Source organism: Flavobacterium piscis (assembly GCF_001686925.1).
Lineage (GTDB): Bacteria > Bacteroidota > Bacteroidia > Flavobacteriales > Flavobacteriaceae > Flavobacterium > Flavobacterium piscis.
Map to the genome: position 1 here is coordinate 1 of NZ_LVEN01000003.1, position 356 is coordinate 356.

Sequence of the window (356 nt, forward strand, 5' to 3'; positions counted from 1 at the left end):
TTTGGTTTGTTACTGTTACTGTTCCGTTGCAATTATCTGATGTAGTTGGAGTTCCTAAAAGTACTCCCGATGCGGTACATAAGTTAGCATCTGCTGAAACTATTACAGTTGCAGGACAAGTAATTGTTGGTTTTTGAGTATCTTTTACCGTTACAATTTGTGTACAAGTCTCTGTCTTTCCTGCCGCATCTTTTGCTGTCCAGGTCACTGTAGTATCTCCGATTGGGAAAACTAACGGTGCATTGTTTGTTACTGTTACTGTTCCACTGCAATTATCTGATGCAGTTGGAGTTCCTAAAGCTACTCCGCTTGCTGTGCATAAATTAGCATCTGCTGAAACTACTACAGTTGCCGGA

General features: G+C 41.0%; 1 protein-coding gene. It reads right to left on the bottom strand.

Translation table 11 applies throughout. The features are described 5' to 3' along the window. The coding region (locus FLP_RS02735) for an HYR domain-containing protein (protein WP_123921641.1) at nt 1-356 on the bottom strand (356 nt) is incomplete at both ends.